Here is a 17288-nt window from a genome sequence, read left to right as displayed (position 1 = left end):
GGTTGAAGCCTCTCACACCTTAAACCTGATCTCGTTCTCGTAGCTCAATTTCTTCCATCCGACGCATGGCAAAAATCCTTGATGCGATGAAACGTCAGATAATTCGCGTCGTGCTGATTGTGTGCGCCGCCGAGACCGTCGTCGAAGGCTGTGCGTACAGCGGCAATGATGTCGTCGCCCTCAAACAGCCAGTCCACGTATTGAAAACCATGCTTCACGCTGTCCGGATGCTGGAGGATGATGCTTCGTACGCTCCAGGTTTTCAAATCGGGCGAATTGATCAATGCAAGCGTGTTGCGCGTCCGCTCCGGATTCTGGTTGCGCTGGGAATCGGGAACGTAGTTCGCCAGCGACCAATAGTGTTTACTCTGCGGATCGTAGCGAATGGTGAATTTCTTGCAGCCGCCGGGAAAATCAATGAAGCCGGTCTTGGGATCGAACGTCGCACGTTTGCCATCCGCGCTGATGGAAATGATCGCCGCCTTTTCCGCGCCCAGCCGATAATCCACGCGCAACACGTCCACAATCTGTCCGTCTGGCGTCACCACCGCGTTGCCTTCGAGCCAGCCGCCGAAATGTCCGTCGAGCCATTCCGCATTGCCTTCGAGATAATTGCTGCTCGTCCAGTTCGTGGCGTTAAGGAGATCGGCGTCCACCGGCGCCGACATCATGAACGCGCGGAAGTCACGACCCCAGCCTCCCGGACCAGAAACGTTCTCCATCGCGCGCCAGAGTCGGCTATTGTGGATGACCACCGGCACTGGCGCGCAATGATACTTGCCGTCGCCAAGCAGCAGACCGGAGTTGGCGTCGCGCGGTGTCGTCCAGTTCTTCCCGCCATCTGTGGAGCGGCGGATGACCGCGTACCCGCCGTCACGGCTCGTGCCCATGATATAAAGCGCACCACGGTGAAAGAATAGCGTGGACCACCATTGCCCTTCGATCTCCGTCAACTGTTTCCACGTCTGTCCTTTGTCGCTGGACGCGAAGACCACGGTGCGATTTTGCGTGCTGCCCGGCCCGAACCAATCATGCGACGCCACGTAGTCGCCGCCCGGCAGGACAGCGATACTCGGCGAGCCGACGTATTGCCGCGTGCTGGCAGCCCGGTGATCGATAACGATTCCCGGCGGTTTCGCGTCTTCCGGTTTGTTCGTTTCCGCTGCCTTCAGCACTCCGTCTAGGGCGCAAAGCGCAACAAAGGCAAAAAAAGGGACCGTGTGTCTAAATTGTTTGGTCGAGTTCATGATGATTTATCTGCTGCATTCTGTCCATGTTCAGGCAGTGGAATGCCGAAATAATAGAGGGGAAATCAAATATCGCAAGTAGCGTCCGCGAAACTTGCCCTCGCCTTGCGTAGCAAGCATTGGCTATCGTTTCTTCCCGAATTCAGTTGGGACGCGTTTAAATGAATTGCCGATCCGCATTGATGAAAACATTCCTCACGTTGCTTTCGCTAATCGTGTTGGGTCTTTGCGGATGCGTCCGGCACACGACGGTGGCGCCGAACTCGCCGCAACCGGGTCTTGATCGAAGGGACTCTTTGAGTCGGGTGACCGATTTGGATTACGCCGAATCGCGCCATGTTGATTTGTGGTTGCGACATCCGGTTTTTGGCGATCCTTCGTTCGATTCCTTCAAGCGCGCGTCGGGCAATCCAATCCATCGCGGCTCGCCGCCTTTCGAGTGGCCGGTGAACGGTTTCTTTTTCGCCGATCCGGTCAGCGGGAACTGGTATGTCTATGTCGGCGACTATTGCCGGGGTTACGGCGCTTGCGCGAGTCGTTGTCTGCTGCATCGCTCCACGGATCGCGGCCGGCGCTGGCAAAATCTTGGCCCGGTGCTCCAGGGCGACGCAAAACTTTTCGACAAGAACGGCCACACACCGGACGTGAGTGTCGTCTTCGCCGAGGGGCGTTATCACATGATTTACGACTGGGGCGAGCTGAACTTCAACCAGGAAGGCGGCCTCGCCTATGCCTGGGCTGAAAAACCGGAAGGCCCGTTCCATCGCGCGACGCAACCCATCACCCGCAACACCACGCTGACGCCGTTGCTCGGAAAATACCAGCGAACCTACGCCGCGACGTTGGTTCGGCGAAAGGCCGATTGGCTGATTGCCGGGATGATGGACAGCGCTCCGAACAGTTGGGTCTTGTTCACGATGACGTCACCGAAACCGGACGGCCCGTACTCGGAACGGCAACTCGTCCGCAATGTCGAAAGGGATGAATACCATCCACCGTTGATGGAGTTTTTCCCGGCATTCACGCACGACGGTTACTTGTATGCGCCGGCGACATCGGTGGCGCTCAACCGCAATTTCAATGTGATTTTCCGCGTGCCATTGGAGCGCGCCACGGAGCCGGACGCATGGGAGATTTTCCGGCACGGTTCGGTCTGGCACGCGGAGGATGTGGAGAACGAGTTCTTTGGTATCTGGGGACAAACTTTCTCCGGCTGGGTGGACGCGAGCGGAACATTTCAAGTCATGTTCAACAGCCGCGATGCAAAAGGTCTCGGCACCGTCAATCTCGCCCGCCGTCCGTGGAAACAGCCATTACGCAAACGTGGCTTTGTTCTGACCGGGCATGAGGGGCCAAGTTTCACCTGCTTGCGGCGCGAATACGGTGATTTCAAACTGGACGCCACGATGCAGGTGCGCGGAGTGGCTCGGCTTTTCTGGGATTACCGCGGTGTCCTGGGGCCGAATGTCCCGCAATCCGACGCGACGCTTCATCCCTTAATGCGCTCACACTATCGCGGTGTTGAACTCGCGCCGGATGGTTGGCGGATTGTCATGGTTAACAAACCGGGAGAAGAAACGACGCTGGCTTCGGGTCGGGTGACCAATTCTTCATTGTGGAATTTCACCTTGGAACATCGGGCGAACGGCGATACGCGGCTGCTGGCCAACGATCGGATTTTGTGGGAGGAACGGAATCGCGTGTTGGAGGATGAGCCCGCTCCCGGCGCGCTCGGTCTGATGGTGGAACCGCACAGCCATTTATCCGTCGAACAATTTCGTGTTTCGGGACAACCGACGTCGGCCAAGCTTTATTATCTCTACACCGAGGCGTTGCTGGGCGCGGGTGAGAATCAAGCGAATTGGCAGGAGCGGCGCGAGTCCGCATTTCGGCACGGAGTTGGAGTGCTGTCGCGTCGTGAAAACGCGCGCGTCAAATGGAACGTCGTCGGTCGTAGGATGGCGCTGTGGAGTCCGCGCGGTCCAGAGTTCGGACGGGTTGAAGTCCTGGTGGATGCCCACTCGGCTGGAGAGATCGACTTGCACGCGGAGCAACCGGCGACCTCGCAGGTCGTCTGGACAAGCGCAACTCTGCGCGATGGTTTCCACGCAATCGTCATGCGCGCCAAAGCGGGCCTCCTGCCGGTTGATTGCCTGGAAGTGGAGAATTAACCACCAAAGCGGTAGTGCGTCGGCTCTTGTACGAGGTGTTGGTTTCAGTCAAACTGCTGGTGTAGGAATCTGTGCGCTAATTGGCAAAAAGTCCGTGCGCCAAAACTTAACGCAACCAGGCGGTCCGATCTTTTCGCAACGGTGGCCCTTTTTCTTTCCGAATCTCGCTTTATGTGGTAAATGCAGAACCGTCATCCCATGAGCGAATCGCACCAACGGGAAGCCGCCATCTTTGATGCGGCGATGGAACTGCCAGCCGGGCAGCGCGCGGCGCATCTCGATCACGCCTGTGGCGGCGACGCCGCGCTCCGCCAGCGCATGGAGTCGCTGCTCAATGCGTGCGAGTCCAAGTGTGAGTTTCTGGACTCACCGATGGATCCCGCGGCGGCGAAAACAATGAACGCCCTGCCCTTTGAAAAGGCCGGCGATCGGATTGGCCGCTACAAGCTGCTCCAGCAAATCGGCGAGGGCGGCTGCGGCGTGGTCTATATGGCCGAGCAGGAAGAACCGGTGAGCCGTCGCGTCGCGCTCAAGGTCATCAAACTGGGCTTGGACACCAAATCCGTCATCGCCCGCTTCGAGGCCGAGCGGCAGGCCCTCGCGTTGATGGACCATCCGAACATCGCCAAGGTGCTGGACGCGGGCGCCACCGAAACGGGCCGGCCCTACTTCGTCATGGAACTCGTGCGCGGCCTCAAGATCACTGAGTATTGTGACGAAGCCCGGCTCTCGACCCACGCCCGGCTCGATTTGTTCATCCAGGTTTGCCAGGCCATTCAACATGCGCACCAGAAGGGTATCATTCACCGCGACATCAAACCCTCGAACATCCTCGTCACGATCAACGACGGCGTGCCCGTGCCCAAGGTGATTGACTTCGGCATCGCCAAGGCCACCGGCGGCCTCAAGCTCACGAACAAAACCGTCTTCACCGCCTTCGAGCAATTCATCGGCACGCCGGCCTATATGAGCCCCGAGCAAGCGGTCTTGACCAGTCTGGACATTGACACGCGCAGTGACATTTACGCGCTGGGCGTGCTGCTCTACGAAATGCTCACGGGCAGAACTCCGTTTGATGCGAAGGAACTGCTTGCAATTGGTCTCGACGAAATGCGCCGCACGATTCGCGAAACGGAACCGCCTCGTCCCTCGACTCGCGTCAGCACGCTGGCGCAAAACGAACTGAGCACTACGGCGCAACGCCGCGGGATTGAGGCGCCGAAGCTCGCGAGTGAACTCCGCGGCGATCTCGACTGGATCGTGATGAAGGCGCTGGAGAAAGACCGCGCCCGCCGCTATGAGACTGCCAACGGCCTGGCGATGGACATTCAGCGGCATCTGAACGACGAACCGGTCGTGGCCTGTCCGCCCAGCAGGTTTTACCGGCTTCAAAAAATGGTGCGGCGGAACAAGCTGGCCTTCGCAGCCGGCAGCGCAGTCGTGGCGTCACTCGTGATTGGCACAACGCTCTCGACGGTTTCATTTTTCCGCGCTGCCGAGCAGGCGGCCATCGCCCAAGCCGTAAATGACTTTCTACAGGACGATTTGTTGCGGCAGGCCTCCAGCTATTCCCAGGCGAACGCGCACTTCACGCCGGACCCCAACCTCACCGTGCGCCAGGCGCTGGACCGCGCTGCCGAGCGGATCAGCGATCGTTTCAAAAACCGGCCGCTGCAAGAAGCCGCCATCAAATGGACGATCGGAGTGGCATTGACCGATGTGGGCGAGTCGGAGCGAGCCGTAGCGCATCTCCAACGGGCCTTGGAATTGCGCCGGGCAAAACTGGGGCCGAACCACCGGGACACGCTGACTTCAATGCACAGTCTTGCGACCGCTTACGAATCGGCGGGGAAACTCGATCAAGCTCTGCCGCTGCTGGAGGAGACGCTGAAACTTCAGAAGACCACGCTGGGGCGGGACCATACGAACACCCTGCGGTCCATGAACAGCCTGGGCAATCTTTATAGAACCGTTGGCAAGCGCGATCAGTCTCTGGCCCTTCGAGGGGAAATGCTCAAACTGGCGAAAGCCAGACTGGGGCCTGGTGATTCGCTCACGCTCGTCGCCACGTGCAACCTCGCGCTGTCGTATCTGGAATTGGGCAAGGTCGACCAGGCGGTGTCGCTTCTGGAAGAAACGCTGAAACCGCTGAAAGCCACTCTGGAAACGGGCCACCCCGTCATCCCAACCGCCATGGAAAATCTGGCGTCAGCCTATCGAGCGGCTGGCAAGCTGGATAAAGCTATCTCGGTCGCGGAGGAGGCGCTCAGACTCCGAAAGGCCAGCCAGGGGCCGGATAATCCGGAGACGTTGGGCACGATGATGGTCCTGGGCAACATTTACGGTGAAGCCCGCAAGTTCGATCAAGCTGTCCCGCTCCTGGAGGAAACACTGAAACTCACAAAAACCAAACTGGCACCGGACCATCCACTGACGCTGAACGTGATGGCCAATCTCGGCACCGTTTACAGCCAGGCCGGTAACACCGATAAAGCTTTGCCGCTCCTCGAGGAAGCGCTCAAGTTGACGAGAACCAAGACGGCCTACGACCTCCCCGATACGCTGGTACCAGCGATGAACAACCTCGCGATTGCTTATCGGCGCGGTGGCAAAACTGAATTGGCACTGCCCCTGATGGAGGAGGCGCTAAATCTTCAAAAGACCAAACGGGGCGCGGATCATCCGGAAACCTGGAAAGCGATGTGGAACCTGGCGGTCGCCTACAAGGCGGCCGGCAAGTTCGACCAGGCGGTGCTGGTCCGGGAGGAGATGCTTGAACTCGTTCGAGCAAAAAATGGACCGGACAGTCAGCAGACGTGGGGCGCGATGGCGGACCTGGCGATCGCTTACGGAGCGGCTGGCAAGTTTGACAAAGCCCTGCCGCTCTTCGAGGAGACGGTGAAACTTCGGAAGGCCAGGCTGGGGCCGGACCATTCGGACACACTGGCGTCAATGAATGAACTCGCCTGGATCTTAGCCACGAGCAGAGATTCGGCAATCAGGAACGGGAGTAATGCCCTATCGTACGCGGAACAGGCCGTCGAGGGGACAAAGCGGAAAGATCCGGAGTTTCTGGACACGCTGGCGGCTGCCTACGCTGAGGCTGGCGAATTTGCAAAGGCAGCCGACGTTCAACGGGAGGCCATCGGCCTTTGTCAGGATGAGAAAACGAAAAACGACCTCACGACGCGACTGAAGCTGTACGAGTCGAATACTCCATTCCGAGAGTAACACATGAACGGCGTGACTCGCGACCTCGATGCGATTGGCAGAGGGAGAATCTTTTCCAGCGCTGGAGAAGGCCCACCGGCCATTAACTTTTCCCAACGTGTCCATAGGAGATGCCCTCTCCTGGGGGAGAGGGTCAGGGTGAGGGCGAGCCTTGTTTCTGTTTGCAAAGTTACGGCTAAGACCTTGTCGGCGCTTTTGCTTTGTTTGTCTTGCGCAGAAAAGCGGGACCGAGCTTCCGCGCACTCCAAACGCTGCGCGACATAGCAACCAAAGCCCATGAGCGAAGTTACACAAATCCTTGAAGCCATCAGTCGCGGTGAAGCGAAAGCTGCCGATGAATTGTTGTCACTCGTTTACGAGGAGTTGCGGCGACTCGCCGCGGCGAAAATGGCGTCGGAAGCGCCAGGCCAGACACTTCAGGCGACCGCGCTGGTTCACGAAGCGTGGCTGCGACTCACCAGCGACGGAAAACGGAAGTGGAATGACCGCACGCACTTTTTCAACGCTGCCGCCGAGGCGATGCGACGGATTCTCGTGGACAACGCCCGCCGCAAACGCGCCGCACGACACGGCGGCGGTCAGCGGCGCGTGGAAATGCCGGAGATCGCCTCGGCGGTCATGGAAACCGACGACAAGGTGCTGGCGGTGAACGAGGCGTTGGAAAAATTTGCCGTGCTCGATCCGCAAAAAGCCGAACTGGTGAAGCTGCGGTATTTCGTGGGCCTGACCCTCGAACAGGCGGCCGGAGCGCTCGGAATTTCGGAGCGCACGGCCAAGCGCCATTGGGCCTTCGCCCGCGCCTGGCTGCACGAAGAAATCAAAGCGCAGCAGGACCGGTAGGGAGAAAACACCACGGATAGACACGGATTCACACGGATAAAAAGTGTGGAGTGCGACTTCGCGTCTTCGTATCCGCGTTCATCCGCGTTCATCCGTGGTTAAAACCCCACCAAAAAATCTTCCATTTCCGTGGCCCGCTTTTCCCCGAAATTCCGCTTATGAGAGTGAATGACCGCACAACTTGTAAAACCAAAACCATTTGAATCATGAAAACCAAAAACAAAATCAACCCTCTACTGGGAGCGGTGCTTTCCCTGCTCGTTACGTTTGCAATCACCCACCGCGCCACAGCACAAACGCGCATCGCGTTTTCCGCGCCGGTCACGGACCGCAAGACGCATCAAACCTCTTCCCAAGTTTTCTCGATAAATTCGGACGGCTCGGGCGTCGCGCAATTAACCCGTGTGGAAGGCGCTTTCCCGGCGTGGTCCCCGGACCAGAAATACATTGCTTTCCATCGTGCCACCTCGCTTGAAAGCACGATCTATGTCATGGAAGCCAAAGGCGAAATCAAAGGCGGACGGATATTTGCCGTCGCACCGGCGGAGGGCAGCGGACATGATTGGTCTCGAGACGGCACAATGATTCTTTTCACGGGCACCAGTGCAGTCGGAGGTGGCCTGTGGCTTGTGAGCGTCAACCCTGCTTCCGGAGCGGTCGGCACGCCGATTCTGCTCCGGGCCGGGGCTTGTTATGCGCCCAAGTTTTCGCCGGATGGAACCAAAATTGCCTATTACGGCGGCGGGTATGTGAGAGTTCTCGACCTGAACACCGGGTCGGAGATCACAATTCCGGGGAATTCGAGCATTGCTCCGAGTTGGAGTCCAGACGGGACCAAGATCGCTTTCGGTGGAGTGGTGTGTTACGGCAGCACGTCGAACTGTCATCTTGAAATCGTCATCGCCAATCCGGACGGCACCGGATGGACGCCGGTGACGGCCCTTCAGAGCTACAGCGGCTTTCCGACCTGGTCTCCCGACGGCAGAGAGTTGGCTTTTTACAGCCAGGTCAGTGGCTCGAAAGCCATTTACAAAACCACGATCGGCAGCGGCACCGTGAGCTTGCTGTACAATGGAGGTCAAGAGGGGCTTGATTGGGCACCGTAGGAATATCAGCAAGACATCTTCTGTTCACAACCAAACAAGAGCTATGAAGAAAAGCACCGGACTACTCGCAGCGATCGTGGTTCCCGCAGCATCTTTGAAATTGGTTTCGCTTGTGCTCCTCTCGCTCTTGTCCCCGGCCCCGCTCTCCCAAGCCCAGACCAATCGCCCTTCCGGCACCGTGGTGAGTTGGGGTAGCTCTTTCCTTCCCTCAGTGGAACCAGGCACCCGGTTCACCGCGATTGCGGCAGGATATACTCACACCGTGGCCTTGAAGAGCGACGGCGCCGTCGTCGTGTGGGGAGCGAGGAACGACGCCCAGATAACGACCGTCCCCGTCGCGGCGCAGAGCGGGGTAGTGGCGATTGCGGCGGGATTTGATAATAGCGTGGCCTTGAAGACGAATGGCGCGGTCGTAGCGTGGGGATACGATACCTTCGGAAAGACGACGGTTCCCATCGCGGCGCAGAGCGGGGTGGTGGCAATTGCGGCAGGCTATGGTCACACCGTGGCCTTGAAGAGCGACGGCTCGGTTGTGGCGTGGGGAAGGAACGACTCCGGCGAGACGACCGTGCCCGTCGCGGCGCAGAGCGGGGTGGTGGCGATCGCGGCGGGATGGGCTCACACCGTGGCTTTGAAAAGTGATGGCTCGGTCGTGGCGTGGGGAGACAACAGCTATGGCCAGACTGACGTGCCCACCGCAGCCCAGAGCGGAGTCGTCGCGATTGCGGCGGGAGGATTCTTCGTTGTGACGCCGGGGATCGGCGTCACTGGCCTCGCCGGAGACACCGTAGCTTTGAAAAGCGACGGCTCGGTGGTGGCGTGGGGAGACAACAGCTATGGCCAGACTGATGTGCCCGTCGCCGCGCAAAGCGGGGTGATGGCGATTGCGGCGGGAGGCGGTCACACTCTCGCCTTGAAGAGCGATGGCTCGATCGTGGGATGGGGAAGGAACGGTGAGGGTCAGGCGGAGGTGCCCGCCTCGACGCGCGGGGTGGTGGCGATTGCGGCCGGCCCCAGAGCCTTGAAGCGCGACGGCTCGGTCGTGGTGTGGGGAGGGCCAGCGGTGCCGGTCGCGGCGCAGAGCGGAGTGGTGGCGATTGCATCGGGGGATCGTCACAACGTGGCCTTGAAGAGCGACGGCTCGGTCGTGGCGTGGGGATGGGACGATTTCGGCCAGGCGACGGTGCCCGTCGGGGCGCAGAGCGGAGTGGTGGCGATTGCGGCAGGAGGTACTCACACCCTGGCCTTGAAGAGCGACGGCTCGGTTGTGGCCTGGGGGTTGAACGACTTCGGTCAGACGACGGTGCCGGTCGCGGCGCAAAGCGGAGTGGTGGCGATTGCGGCAGGAGCCGCTCACACCTTGGCCTTGAAGAGCGACGGCTCGGTTGTGGCGTGGGGACGGAACGACTTCGGTCAAACGACGGTGCCCGTCGCGGCGCAGAGTGGGGTGGTGGCGATTGCGGCGGGAAGGTTTCACACACTGGCCGTGAAGAGCAACGCCTCGATCGTAGCGTGGGGGAGGAATGATTTCGGCCAGACGACGGTCCCGGTGGGTCTTCCCCCGGCCCTTGCGCTCGCGGGGGGAGGCGGTTATACCCTGGCGCTGGTCCGTGACCCTGCGCCTTTGCTGACCCTGCTCCGCAACGCGAATCAGACCGCGACCCTTTCCTGGACCGGCGCGGGCACGCTCGAACAGACCACGAGCCTGGCCGCCCCGAATTGGCAGCCGGCCCCCAATCAGGCCAATCCGCAGACTTTCAGCACGACCGGCGCGATGAAGTTTTTCCGGGTGAAGGCTGATTAGCCAGTTGGAAGAGTCTCTCATCGGCGTGAGCGCTCCTCACTTATGACATAGCTTTCTTGCCTTCGGCGTTCTGATCGTGCCTGCCTTCGATTCACTTCGGCGCGGCAAGCGGTCGAGGCAAGAAGTTCTAGTTGGTCGGCGGTGTGATCGACAACTGTGCGCACGCTGCCCAACGCCGATACCATCGCCTGCCTTTGAGCGTGCATTCACACAGCGAGGCTGGCATGATGGCGGTATGAAACGGATCCCCCTGATTCTGCTGATGGCGGCAGGTGTCACCGCGCTCGCCGATGACAACGACGGTTTTTTTCCGCTCTTCAACGGTCACGATTTGACGGGCTGGGTGAACGCCAACTGCGCGCCCGAAACCTGGAGCGTGCGCGACGGCATGATTCATTGCACCGGCCAGCCCACCGGCGCGCTGCGGACCGAGCGCCAATACGAGAACTTCATTCTCGAAGTCGAGTGGCGGCATTTGACCAGCGGCGGCAACTCCGGCGTGTTCATCTGGGGCACGCCCATCGCCGCGCCGGGGGTGCCGTTCCTGCGCGGCATCGAGGTGCAGGTGCTCGATCACGGTTACGCTGAGCAATACGAGAAGCAGCACGGGAAGAAGTCCGACTGGTTCACCACGCACGGCGACGTCTTTCCCATCCATGGCGCGAGCATGAAGCCGTTTAGTCCGAATCATGGTGACCGCAGTTTTCCGTCGGAGAATTGCAGCAAAGGCTTTCCGGAGTGGAACCACTATCGCATCGTTGGCAGCAACGGCGTGCTCCGATTGAGCGTGAACGGCAAGGAAGTTTCCGGCGGCGAGGATTGCAACTATCGCAAAGGTTATCTCGCGCTGGAGTCGGAAGGCGCGCCGGTGGAGTTCCGCAACCTTCGCATCAAGGAACTACCGTCGAGCAGTGCGGCTGACGAACTGACCGCACCAGCGGACATCGGCTTTCGCACGCTTTTCACCGGCCTCGATTTGCGCGGTTGGAAAACGAATGCGGCGACCGCGTTGCGTTGGCAGGTTGGCGGCAACCACATCGTGCTCAATGCAGGCGAGGCAAGCCCAGCGGCTGTGTTATGGACGGAAAAAGATTTCGGCGACGCGGAGTTCGTGTTGGATTGCCGTCCGGCCAAACCGTCGGACGGCAAGGCGGCGGCAGTGCCGTCGATTCAGCTTCGTGCGGGCACTGGCCAGGGAACAACGGTCAATCTTGAAGGCGCGACGCCGGCGAATTTTCAACGCTTCATCATTACGGTCAAGGCACGTGAAGTAATCGTGAAACGTAATGATAAGGAGAAGCAACAACTCACGTTGCCCGCGGATGCGCCTGCGCGCGGCGCGTTCGGCCTGCGCGATGTCGGCGGTGGGGTCAGGTTCATGAATCTTTACGGGCGGGAGTTGTGATTTGGCGCGGCCGAAAACTCCGCTCGCCTTCAGCGGCCTTATTTCTGTTTTTCACGGCGGTCGCAAGCCGTGCATCCGCTCCATCCCGCTCAAGCTGCTCGTGAAGACGATTCCTCACGGCTCCCACGGTGACAGATCATACCAGCGCAATTGATAGTTAGCGGGGTTCAGTCCTTCATAGATAGAAAGGGCATCCATGTCCGCTTGCATTTGAGAACTGAACCCACTGGTAGCCCGGCCCGAAAACATGATCAACTTATTGTCTGGCGAGGGGATCATGTTCGGAGAACCGCTGTCTCCCCCCTTCACAATTGGAAAAACAAATGGAGGGACCCCAGCCGCGCAGTGTCCCAACTGCTCCGTGCCGAGAAAAAGGTAGGGAAGATCGGGAGTGTTCCAGTAATGTATCTCGAGGTCCGCCGGAGAGATGACCGAGATCGGGCTGATGCTCTCTGGAACATCTTCCGTGAAAACCAATAGTGCGTAATCATAGTTGCTACCTGCCGCAGAGTCCAGCCGGATCAAGTCTGCCGCGATGGTCATTTGCACAACGGTGTTGCTGGCGGTGCAAAACCACACCTTGTTTCCGGCAAGATGGTTTGTGCGCAACCCATTCACGCCCTCCCCGTGCCCCCGTGTATAGGCGTGCCGGCGAGTCAGAAGCGTCACGGGACCCTGACCCGGCGAACCTTCGAACTCATTGCATTGCGAAATGGCCGTAAACCCATTGAGACCGTAGAGCAGGCAGTTGGTGTTCCACGCCAACACCGGCGGAGTGGCGGGCCACCCCGGCGGATAAACTCTTTCGGACCACATGTCCATCGTACGCCCGTTGGTGTGCGCAATGAAATTCGTCCACGCCGCAAATTGAAACGGGGAAGCGGTGACCCCCGCGAACGGGGAAACCGAGCGATAGAATCGCGACGGTGTTCCCGGCGGCAGGGCGTCTTCATATTCGAACAGGCCGTTGGAATCAGCCGTGATGGTCGCGATGGCCTGCCAGTTGGGTTGCTCCAGGCTCTCCGTGTATTCGATGGCGTAACTCCGCCATGGGATGCCCGAAAAGACAATGCGGTAGGTCCCGTTGCCCAGATCCACGAGCATCAAATTGGCGGATGGCTCATTGCCCACGCGGGGGACAATTTCAACCGTGGCGGTTGCTGTCACACCATGGCTGTCCCGCACCGTGTAAGTGAACGAATCGGCATTCACGAATCCGGCTGGCGGTGTGTAAAAAATCCAACCCTCGCTCTTGGTGAGATTTCCGCCCTCGGTCGTCGTGGTGCTGAAGCTGTCGAACACCAGCGGATCGCCACCCGGCTCCGAATCATTGGCCAACAAGTCGCTCACACTCACTTTTGTCCCGTAGAACGGGTCGCGTTGAATGACGTCTCCGCCGGCCACCGGTGGGCTGCTGATCTCTTGAGGGACGCTCAGAAAACACGTGGCATTGCGGAAGTTCCCATCACCGGAATACTCGGCGCCGACGCTGTGCTTTCCCAAGGGGAGCGTCGCGGTACTGAAGCTGGCAATGCCGCCAACCAACGTCACGGGACTTCCGTAATCCACTCCATCAACTCTGAATTGGGCTGTGCCCGAAGGCGTGACGTTCTCGGAAGCAACCGTGGTGACGTTGACTGTAAACGTTACTGTCGAACCTGGTAAGGCCGGATTGGCCGAGGAGGAAAGGGCAAGGCTGAACGGCAAGGATAGGGGCCCGTCCCCCTGGTAATTGGCCCGGTAGAATCTTGAATGCGTCCCCTTGGGCGGCGTGTCCTCCACGGCGAAATTGCCCCATACATCAGCCGTCCCCAATGCTACAACCACCCAGTTCTGATTTGTCGGACGTTCCGCAAATTCAATCGTGTAGTTTCCCCAAGGAGTACCGGCAGACTCAATCCGGAAAGTCCCGTTGCCCAAATTCCTAATCGTCAGTCTCGCCGGTGACGCCCGATCCGCCAACGTTGACACGGCAACACTTCCGGTTGCCATCCCGCCGCGGCCATCGCGCACGGTGTAATTGAACGAATCGTCATTGGTAAATCCGGCGGGTGGCGTGTAAAAGACCCAGCCGTCGGCCACGCTGAGTGTCCCGCCTGCAGCGCTGGTCGCGTCCACGGCGTCGAACACCAGCGCATCTCCATCCGCATCCGAATCGTTCACCAGCAGGAAGCTCAAGGGCACCCGCGTTCCACCGCTCGAAACTCGTGCTATGACGTCGTCGATAGCTATTGGCGGTGTATCGATGACTTGTGTTGGAACAAGCACCGCCGTGTCACCAAGGAAATTACTGTCACCGGCGTAATCGATGCTGACGGTGTGCTCACCCGCCGGGAGTGTTGCGGTGCTAAGGCTGGCATTGCCGTCCACCAACGTTATTGGGGCGCCGTAGTCGGCTCCATCAATCTTGAATTGCACTGTGCCGGAAGGCAGGCCACTGCCTTGAGCCAGTGAGGTCAAGTTGATTGTGAACGTGACGTTCGAACCTACCAACGCCGGGTTAGCAGAGGAGACGAGGACGGACCGGCTCGCTGCTTTGGTGATGGTAAGCGTGCCGAGGTTGGTGAGCACGGTGTAGCTATCCAGCTTCCCATCGGGATCGTCGAATACGGGCGTGATTGGATATGTGCCTACCGGACTGTTTGTGTCGGCCAGAGTGTGGAACGAGGCGGTGATGATGTCGCCGTTCTGCACGCCCGCCAGCGTGCCCGTCAGCGGCGGATTGGCGGCTCCGTAGGTTCGGGACTGATTGTCGGCGCTGACAGTCAGTGCGAAGGCCGTCACGGTCAGCGTGCCGTTGGAGAAAGTGATGGCGTAGTTGGTCGAGGTCAGTCCGCCTGGCTCGATGGCATACGTTCCGACCGGGCTGTTGGTGTCGGCGGTTGTGTTGAAGAACAACGTGCCGCCCAGTGCATTGGTGTCTTCGCCGTTAACCAGCCCGCGGCAGGTGGCTGTGAACGGCGGATTCGTCTGGCCATAGGCGCGGCGGGTATCGTCCGCCGCCACCATTAGAGCCGCTGGTGTCACCGTCAAAGTTCCATCCAAATAATGAACCGTGTAGTTGGGTGCGCTCTGGTCCGACATCTGGATGGGATAGTCACCGACCGGGCTGTTGGTGTTGGCAATTGTGCCACCACTGAGCGTTCCGGTTAATACGCCGGCGTTCTCTCCGTTGACAAAACCCGTGTAGCTCACGGTGAACAGTGGGTTGGTCTGGCCATAGAACCGGATCTGGTTATCAGCCGTGCCGGTCAACTGTGCAGGTTCAATGGTGAGCGTCCCCGTGTTGGCCGGCACGCTGTAGTTGCCCAGCTTCCCATCGGGATCGTCGAATGCGGGCGTGATTGGATACGTGCCCACCGGACTGTTTGTGTCGGCCAGAGTGCGGAACGTGGCGGTGATGTTGTCGCCGTTCTGCACGCCCGCCAGCGTGCCCGTCAGCGGCGGATTGGCGGCTCCGTAGGTGCGGGACTGATTGTCGGCGCTGACGGTCAGCGCAAAGCCTGTGACGGTCAGCGTGCCGTTGGAGAAGGTGATGGCGTAGTTGGTCGAGGTAAGTCCGCCCGGCTCGATGGCATAGGTCCCCACCGGGCTGTTGGTGACCGCGGTTGTGTTGAAGAGCAACGCGCCGCCCAGCGCATTGGTGTCCTCGCCGTTGACCAGCCCGCGGCAGGTTGCGGTGAACAGGGGATTGGTCTGGCCGTAGGCACGGCTGGTGTCGTCGGCCGCCACCACGAGCGGCGCCGGCGTCACAGTCAGAGTTCCGTCAACATAGCGGATCGTGTAGTTGGGCGTGCTCTGGATCGACCCCTGGATTGGATAATCACCGACTGCGCTGTTGGTGTTCGCCACTGTGCTGCCCCCCGGCGTGCCGGTCAAGACACCGGCATTCTCTCCGTTGACGAATCCCGTGTAGGTCACGGTGAACACGGGGTTGGTCTGGCCATAGAACCTGATCTGGTTATCAGCCGTGCCGATCAACAGCGCTGGTTCAACGCTGAGTGTCCCGGTGTCGGTGAGCACGCTGTAGTTGCCCAGCCTCCCGTCGGGATCGTCGAGTACCGGCGTGATCGGATAATAATCCACCGCGCTGTTGGCGTCGGCAACGGTGTGGAAGCTGGCGGTGATGTTGTCGCCGTTTTGCACACCCGTCAATGTGCCCGTCAGGGGTGGATTGGTGCTCCCGTAAGCTCGTGACTGGGAATCGGCAGTGACGATCAGCGTCGCGGTCGCCACGGTCAGTGTGACATTGGCCGTGGCGACGACGTAAGAATTCGTGTCATCCGGGATGAACGTTACAGAAAGAGTCTGATTACTGCCGGCAGCGAGGACTGTGTTGGCGGAAGGATTGTAATCAAATTTGCCCGGCACATCGGCGGTGGCATTCAACTGGTCGGTGCCCAGTGCCACGCCATAAGTGATGGCCGCTGGATTGGTCCATGCGATCGAGGGCATCGCCTGACCGTTGATTTCAAGCCCCCAACTGTTCAGGACATTATTGGAGGCGCCCCCACTCACGTCTGCCAGGAACAATGTCCACTCCCCATTAGCGCTCAACCCTTCGAATTCATTCAAAAACAAGGTTCGCGGAGAACTCGTGGTTACATTTACCGGATCCACAAAACGGGCATCCGGTTGCCATTCCCCAGACAAGGCAAAACCGGCGGGCGGGGTTGTCACCTCACGGTACGAGTGGACATCGTTGGCAGCCGAGTCGGCAAAAGTCACATCAAAGCCGCTGTCGGGGTAACCATAATAACCAGGAACGTCGGATGGGTCGGTGGTCGTCCGTCCCGGCCGGTTGAGTAATACACTGATGCGATTCGTGGTCCCGCTGCTGTGGCGCACCAAGCCGTAAAGGTCTCCATTGAACTCACCGGAAATCTTCAGCCGGACCCGCACCGATGTGATACGAACGATGTCGGAGACAACGCTGCGGAGGTCCTGCACGCCAACTGGATTGGCATCGGGAATGGATAAGTTGAAACCGCTGAAGATGTTTGTTTGAGCGAATTGCCCGTATAATGCCGCCACGCCTGCATTCAAAACGAGCAGTGCTGTCACTGCCTTTTGAACATTCACAATGACAGAGCCTCAACTTTTATTTCAAGAGAGCAACCTAATACTTTACTCAAAATTGCCGTGACGATTCCTCGTGGAGACAAAACCCACGGATGCAGCAACTTGTCCCTTAACTGGTCCAGACGTGAACCGATCTTTTTTTTGACCCAGGTCAATCTACAGAGCACTGGTGAAAGTTGGAAATGTCGCCGTTCCATCTGAAAACGTGAGCAACAACTCTCCGATGAATTTGGCTGGGATAATATCCGGGGGGCAACGGAAAGAGAAATTTCCAAAAGTTGTGGATGGCGGGGGGTGGAGGGCATCCCAAGGGTAAATGTGTTTACGCTGCTATTGCCTTGGGGTTGAGTTCGACACCATCGACGAACTTCACTCCCGCGATCACGCGATCCAGTAACTCAT

General features: G+C 59.2%; 8 protein-coding genes. 6 read left to right on the top strand and 2 right to left on the bottom strand.

Translation table 11 applies throughout. The annotated features are described in order from the left end of the window. Positions 1–44 precede the first annotated feature (44 nt). The gene (locus tag HY298_03300) at positions 45–1175 is read right to left on the bottom strand and encodes an exo-alpha-sialidase (protein ID MBI3849308.1); all 1131 of its coding nucleotides are present in this window, start codon (positions 1173–1175) and stop codon (positions 45–47) included. A 254-nt stretch (positions 1176–1429) separates the two neighbouring features. On the opposite strand from HY298_03300, the gene HY298_03295 reads away from it, so the two are divergent. From HY298_03295 to HY298_03270, 6 genes are all read left to right on the top strand, one after another. Continuing rightward, complete coding sequence (locus HY298_03295; protein MBI3849307.1) at positions 1430–3418, top strand: hypothetical protein; 1989 nt, start codon at positions 1430–1432, stop codon at positions 3416–3418. Between the two features lie 198 nt (positions 3419–3616). Then, the gene (locus HY298_03290; GenBank protein MBI3849306.1) at positions 3617–6649 is read left to right on the top strand and encodes a tetratricopeptide repeat protein; all 3033 of its coding nucleotides are present in this window, start codon (positions 3617–3619) and stop codon (positions 6647–6649) included. A 276-nt stretch (positions 6650–6925) separates the two neighbouring features. Next, positions 6926–7489 carry a sigma-70 family RNA polymerase sigma factor gene (locus tag HY298_03285; GenBank protein ID MBI3849305.1) on the top strand — a complete coding sequence of 188 codons (564 nt, stop codon included), beginning with the start codon at positions 6926–6928 and terminating at the stop codon, positions 7487–7489. Between the two features lie 206 nt (positions 7490–7695). Continuing rightward, complete coding sequence (locus tag HY298_03280; GenBank protein MBI3849304.1) at positions 7696–8595, top strand: PD40 domain-containing protein; 900 nt, start codon at positions 7696–7698, stop codon at positions 8593–8595. A gap of 43 nt (positions 8596–8638) precedes the next feature. After that, positions 8639–10399, top strand: a complete 1761-nt coding sequence (locus tag HY298_03275; protein ID MBI3849303.1) for a hypothetical protein — start codon at positions 8639–8641, stop codon at positions 10397–10399. A 235-nt stretch (positions 10400–10634) separates the two neighbouring features. After that, on the top strand, positions 10635–11804 hold the full coding sequence (locus HY298_03270; protein MBI3849302.1) for a DUF1080 domain-containing protein: 1170 nt from the start codon (positions 10635–10637) through the stop codon (positions 11802–11804). 114 nt (positions 11805–11918) lie between these two features. On the opposite strand, the gene HY298_03265 is transcribed toward HY298_03270, so the two are convergent. Then, positions 11919–16886 (bottom strand): Ig-like domain repeat protein, encoded by a 4968-nt coding sequence (locus HY298_03265; protein ID MBI3849301.1) that lies wholly within the window; start codon positions 16884–16886, stop codon positions 11919–11921. Between the last annotated feature and the right edge of the window lie 402 nt (positions 16887–17288).

This window comes from Verrucomicrobiota bacterium (assembly GCA_016200005.1).
Lineage (GTDB): Bacteria > Verrucomicrobiota > Verrucomicrobiia > Limisphaerales > PALSA-1396 > PALSA-1396.
Note: the sequence above shows the minus strand (reverse complement) of the source record. Positions and strands in the feature narration are given on the sequence as shown.

Excerpts from the sequence above, each read along its gene's own strand:
- HY298_03270 (MBI3849302.1), top strand. The coding sequence starts at position 10,635 with ATGAAACGGATCCCCCTGATTCTGCTGATGGCGGCAGGTGTCACCGCG.
- HY298_03275 (MBI3849303.1), top strand. The coding sequence starts at position 8,639 with ATGAAGAAAAGCACCGGACTACTCGCAGCGATCGTGGTTCCCGCAGCA.
- HY298_03295 (MBI3849307.1), top strand. The coding sequence starts at position 1,430 with ATGAAAACATTCCTCACGTTGCTTTCGCTAATCGTGTTGGGTCTTTGC.
- HY298_03290 (MBI3849306.1), top strand. The coding sequence starts at position 3,617 with ATGAGCGAATCGCACCAACGGGAAGCCGCCATCTTTGATGCGGCGATG.
- HY298_03285 (MBI3849305.1), top strand. The coding sequence starts at position 6,926 with ATGAGCGAAGTTACACAAATCCTTGAAGCCATCAGTCGCGGTGAAGCG.
- HY298_03280 (MBI3849304.1), top strand. The coding sequence starts at position 7,696 with ATGAAAACCAAAAACAAAATCAACCCTCTACTGGGAGCGGTGCTTTCC.